General features: G+C 70.5%; 5 protein-coding genes and 1 pseudogene. 4 read left to right on the plus strand and 2 right to left on the minus strand.

What is annotated here, in order from left to right; genetic code table 11:
- Window positions 1-480 (plus strand): annotated as a pseudogene (locus R6V09_RS45530) (hypothetical protein); the annotation flags it as partial.
- A 47-nt stretch (window positions 481-527) separates the two neighbouring features.
- On the opposite strand, the gene R6V09_RS45535 reads toward R6V09_RS45530, so the two are convergent.
- Both R6V09_RS45535 and R6V09_RS45540 read right to left on the minus strand, forming a co-directional pair.
- A complete protein-coding gene (locus tag R6V09_RS45535; protein WP_317887354.1) occupies window positions 528-1,301 on the minus strand; it encodes a hypothetical protein in 774 nt (257 codons plus the stop codon).
- An 86-nt stretch (window positions 1,302-1,387) separates the two neighbouring features.
- Window positions 1,388-2,212: a DUF427 domain-containing protein gene (locus R6V09_RS45540; protein ID WP_317887355.1), complete on the minus strand. Its 825-nt coding sequence runs from the start codon at window positions 2,210-2,212 to the stop codon at window positions 1,388-1,390.
- Between the two features lie 231 nt (window positions 2,213-2,443).
- Between R6V09_RS45540 and R6V09_RS45545 the strand changes: the two genes are divergently transcribed.
- The 3 genes from R6V09_RS45545 (at window position 2,444) to R6V09_RS45555 (ending at window position 4,860) form a co-directional block, all read left to right on the plus strand.
- Window positions 2,444-2,770, plus strand: coding sequence for a hypothetical protein (locus R6V09_RS45545; protein ID WP_317887356.1), 327 nt, complete (start codon window positions 2,444-2,446; stop codon window positions 2,768-2,770).
- A 169-nt stretch (window positions 2,771-2,939) separates the two neighbouring features.
- Window positions 2,940-3,764 (plus strand): DUF1684 domain-containing protein, encoded by an 825-nt coding sequence (locus R6V09_RS45550; RefSeq protein WP_317887357.1) that lies wholly within the window; start codon window positions 2,940-2,942, stop codon window positions 3,762-3,764.
- A gap of 118 nt (window positions 3,765-3,882) precedes the next feature.
- Entirely contained in the window at window positions 3,883-4,860 is a 978-nt protein-coding gene (locus tag R6V09_RS45555) for an ArsR/SmtB family transcription factor (RefSeq protein ID WP_317887358.1), read from the plus strand.
- Window positions 4,861-5,037 lie beyond the last annotated feature (177 nt).

A 5,037-nucleotide genomic window follows, 5' to 3' on the forward strand; every position in this document is an offset into this window, starting at 1 on the left:
CGCCGTCCACGGCCTCCGCGTACGGTGCCGCGGCGCGCCGAACTCCCGCTCTGGCCCCGGCTGTTCGCGGCGGCGGCGCTCGTCCTGTGCGGGCTTTCCTACTTCCCGCTGCACCGCGACGGGGCCTCAGGTGCCGCCTACGGTTTCGCGCTCGGGGTCTCGATCCTGTGCGTCCTGCTGGCACCGGCGCTGGTTCTGCACGGCGGGCTGCCCGTGCTCGCCGTATCCATGGTGGTGCCGGCCGCGCTTGCGGCGATCCAGCTGTTCGACGGCCGGTTCCACTCCACGCGGCTGTCCCAGGCGCTGCGGATCACCGCCGCGCCGCCCTGGCTGGCGGGGCTGATGGCCGCCCTCGCCGCGCTGGCGGCACTCACGGCCCTGCTCGCGCTCCTCACCGCACGGAGGTTCAGCAGGCAGCTCGCCCTTCCCGATCGTCCCGACGACCGGACGCCGGCCGAGGCGAACCGGACACCTCAGTAGGGTCGGCCACCGTCGTACGACAGCCTCCGCTCAGCCGGAGCGGGGGCTCAACGAGCAGTGGCGTCGGCGCTGTTGACGGCGCTGCTGCTCGCGGACGGCACGGTCGACGCGGAGGTCTCGGGGCTGGAGCCGGAGCTCTGACCGGCGCCGGCGCGGGAACTGGAGCTCGTGTCCGGCTTCACGCTCGCGGAGGGCGCGGCCGAGCCGCCCGTCTGTGACCCCGCACCGCTGGTCGCGAGCGGAGTGGGTGTCGGGCTGTGCGCGGGAGCGGGCGTCCCGGCCGAACCGCCGCCGATCGACGTGCCGTTGCCCGATTCGTTCCGCACCGCGGCGGCTATCGGCTTGCCCATGACCAGCTCGCCCACGGTGACCGTGACCATCGCCAGGGCGAACACCAGGCCTGTCGCCAGCGCGTACTTCTTCCAGCCGACGGTCTTCCAGAAGGAACCGCTCCGACAGGTGGTCACCGACTCTTCGTCGGAGGGGGTGGCGATCGATGTCGTCGCACCGGCCGGGGTGTCGTCGGGCAGGGCGAACGCCGCCCGGGCGTCCGCGCGTTGAACCGCCCGCTCCTCACTCGGTGTGAGAGCCATCGCCACCGCGGGCACCCGCCGGCGGATCCCCTCACCCGTCCGCCGGAAAGCGTGCTGGAAGACCGCGGCACCGGTGGTCGCGCTGGTGCTGACCACGGCGGCGCCGATGATCGTCCCGGTCACCCCCAGCAAGGACGCCAGCACCGCGCCCACCACGGTGGCAAGCGCACTCGCCACCACCTGCACCGCGGTCAGATCGAGCACCGTGCGTTTCGGCGCCTGCTTCATCTCTTCTCTCTTCTACTTTTCCCTCATGTACCAAGGGACGACTGCCCGGTGAGCCGCGATTCACTTCGGCTCACGCCAACAGGGCTTCAATCGCGACCAAGTTGAGCCAGCGTCTCGGTGAAGGGAGTGACGGGGCGTTCCAGGACTTCGCCGTCCACGGCGATGTCGACCGCCTCGTTGTAGAAGGCGAGCAGGTCTTTGACGGCGCCCACCGCGGGCAGCGGTTCCGGGTAGCTCCAGACGATGTTCGGCGGGACACCTGGACCGCCGGCCCGGCTCCGCCACGACCAGTACGTGGCGGTCCCCTTGTAGGGGCACCCCGTGCTGTGGTCGGTCGGTTCGAAGAGGTCCAGGCGGACGTCTTCGCGTGGGATGTAGTACCGGGTCGGTAGTCCGGTCTCGAAGAGGAGGACCGGACGGTGGGTGTCGGCGACGACCGTGCCGTCGATCTCGACCCGGACGTGACGGCTGCTGGGGAGGGCGTCCACCCTTTTGTGCGGGTCGCGGGGGTGGATGAAGATCTCTTCCTCCTCCTCGTACCAGTGGTCCAGGCCTCGCCCGACCCGCCGGAACCACTCGAAGGCGATGTGCCCGGCCAGGTCCTCCGCGGGGAAGGTCCAGGCCGCGTTCTCCACCAGCCGGCCGTCGACTTCGAGGTCGTAGAAGACGCGTGATCCGGTGTGTGTGCCGGTCGGGGGGTTCTTCGCGGGTCGGAGCAGGTCCTCGCGGACCTCGTGGTGCGGGAAGGCGTACAGCGGTACCGGAACTCCCGGCTCCCAGACGAGGACGGGGTGCCTGCTGTCCACGACGGTGACGTCGTCCTTGAGGCCTCGGACCCAGCGTTGGCTCGGTTCCCAGAGCAGCCCTTCGGGCGTGGTCCTGACGTCTCGCGCGGTGGGGAAGGTGCTCATACCGTTGCTCCTGGAGTCGTAGATCGCGACGCGGCCCGGAAGGCCGCTGCGGCCGACCGTCGCTTGCCAGTTTCCGTCGGTGGAGGGTTGACTGCTGGGGTGCCGACCTTCGCATGGACGCGTGACTCAACGTGTGCGCGGTCCTCGGCCTGAACGAGGGCGAGGCCCACGTCATCCGCAACGCGGGCGGTGTGATCGTAGCGACGGGAAAGGTCAACGAGGTCGGCTGACTTGCGAATTCGCAGGAGGAGAGAACAGCCCCGTCACATCGACGCGCCCAACTCACCCGAGGCGCTGATCCGTTCGGTCGCAGAGAGCCTCGCGCGGCGTGCGGTCGTCGATGCGAGACCCGCGAGGTCACTGGCCACGGTCGTCGAACTGGTCGAGAACGACGAGACCGACATGGCCCTGGACGATCTCGCGCACGTGATCGAATGCTTCCGTATTCCGATCCACCGCGCCGAATACGATCAACTCGTCGCTGCCGCCGAGCAGTTGGACGCGATGGACTCGCTCACCGACCTGAAGATCGAGCAATTCGTGAGTGAGCGGACCTGATTCGTCGGCAGTCGCCTTGGCCGCCCGGTCGGAGTCCCGGTCATCGGGCAGGTGCGCCATCCCGACACAAAGCTGTCACACACGGGCCGGAATCCCCCGCCCGGCGGCCGGGGTTGGTACTGCTACGACCCCGTTTCGAGGCCGAGCCTCGTGCGACGAAGGAGTGATCATGACCGTTGATCTCACCGCGACGGATCTGCAGGCCTTCGCCCAGGAATGGCTGGAGTGGTACCGCGGTCAGGAGGAACGGCTCGCCGCCCCGCACGGATTCCTGGCGATCACCGGACTGCACTGGCTCGACGACCGACCGCAGCGGTTCCCGGACGCGCCGGGTGCCTGGTGGACCGACGCCGCCGGGGTCGCCGTAGCCCTCGACGACGGTGAGGAACTCGTCGTAGGGGGAACACCCGTGCGGGGTGAGCACCGCTTCGGCGTGCTGCCCGAGCGGGGCGGTGTCGACGCGGTCTGGGGTGACGCCGTGATCGAGGTGGCCAGGCGCGGCGGGCACGACATCGTCCGGCCCCGGCACCCGGACGCGCCGCTGCGCGCCGCCTTCGCCGGTACCCCCGCCTACGCGCCGGATCCCCGCTGGGTGGTGCGGGGACGGTACACGGCCTTCGAGACCCCGCGCCCGACGACCGTGGGCGCGGCGGTCGAGGGCCTGGAGCACGTGTACGACGCCCCGGGCCGGGTCGATTTCGAACTGGACGGGCACCCACTGACCCTGACCGCGTTCCCCGGGCGTGGGCCGGGCGGGCTGCTGGTCCTCTTCACGGACGCCACCTCCGGAGTGACCACCTACGCCGCCAACCGGGCCCTCGCGCTCGCCCCGCCCGCCGCCGACGGCACGGTCGTCCTTGACTTCAACCGCGCGGCCAACCTCCCCTGCGCCTATACGGACCTGGCCACCTGCCCCCTGCCGCCGGCGGAGAACCGCCTGCCGGTGGCCGTCGAAGCGGGGCAGAAGATTCCGCGTGAGCGGGGTGGGAACTGAAGCCCGGCACGACAACCAAGCGAGCCTCTCAGTCGTCACCATGAGTGGCGCGCCGGTTTCGTGCGGGCGTGGCCCCCCACCGATCACGCGCACTGACCTCGCGCGGGAATGAGGCCGCATGCTCCGTATTCACTTCACCTCACGGGACCTGCAGAACATCCGGGTCGCCCGCCAACCTCATGCGCTGTGGGAACTCGTGTGTGGTGTCTGCCGGTTGGACAGCCGGCAGGGGGCGCTCGAATTCGGGCACTGGCGCCGTTCGGTGCGCCACGGGCTGGCCAAGGATCCGCGGGCCAGGCGGGCCCTGCTGCCGTTGCAGACGCTGATTCCTCCGGCGGGTTACATCCCCGACTTCCTCACGCCGTCCGTCACGGGCGGTGGTCTGGCCGGCGGTCTCGACGAGGTACGGGCCACCTCCCGCACCCGGTTGACCCGTGAGCTGTCCCGGCTCGCCGAGTCCCGTCCGCTGCCGTCGTGGGTCTCGACCCTCGACAGGTCGGGCACGAAGGCCCTGGGGGCGTTGACGCGAGCCCTGGAACTGTCCTGCGGGACGCTGCTCGAACCGTACTGGCCCCGCGTCCAGACCGCCGTCGGTGACGATGTCGAGCTGCGCTCACGCGCGCTCCTCGACGGCGGCACCTCCGCCCTCCTCGACAGCCTGCGCCCGCACGCCCGTTGGCATGCTCCCGTGCTGGAGGTGGACTATCCCGTCGACCGCGAACTGCACCTGGAGGGCCGGGGCCTGCTGCTCGTCCCGTCCTACTTCTGCTGGCGCAGGCCCACCGGCCTCGCGGACCCCACGCTCGGGCCTGTGCTCGTCTACCCGGTGGCCAAACAGCCCCTGGAGATCGTCCGCGCGGGCAAGGACGGGCTGGAGCGGCTGCTCGGCCGTACCCGGACGGCCGTGCTGGCGCATCTGGCCAGCCATGGGGCTCGGACGACGTCCGAGGTGGCTTCGGCGGCCAACATCGGTTTGCCCAGCGCCAGTTACCAGCTCGGTGTGCTGCGCGACGGAGGTCTGATCGCCAGCCATCGGGACGGCCAGTTCGTACGGCACTCGGCGACGTCCCTGGGCCTGCGTCTGCTGGATCGATGACAAACCCCTGCCGGGGCCACTTAGAACACCTTCGAATTCGTTGCCCCCGTGCTTCCCGCACGGCGATGGTTTGGGCGACCGGTACGGCAGTCCGCCGGTCTCGGCGGAGTGCCGGCGCTCTCGCCGCACGGCGCGGGCGCGGTGGCCACCGTGCACAGGGGGACGGTGGCCACCGCG

The sequence above is a fragment of the Streptomyces sp. W16 genome (genome assembly GCF_033194735.1).
Lineage (GTDB): Bacteria > Actinomycetota > Actinomycetes > Streptomycetales > Streptomycetaceae > Streptomyces.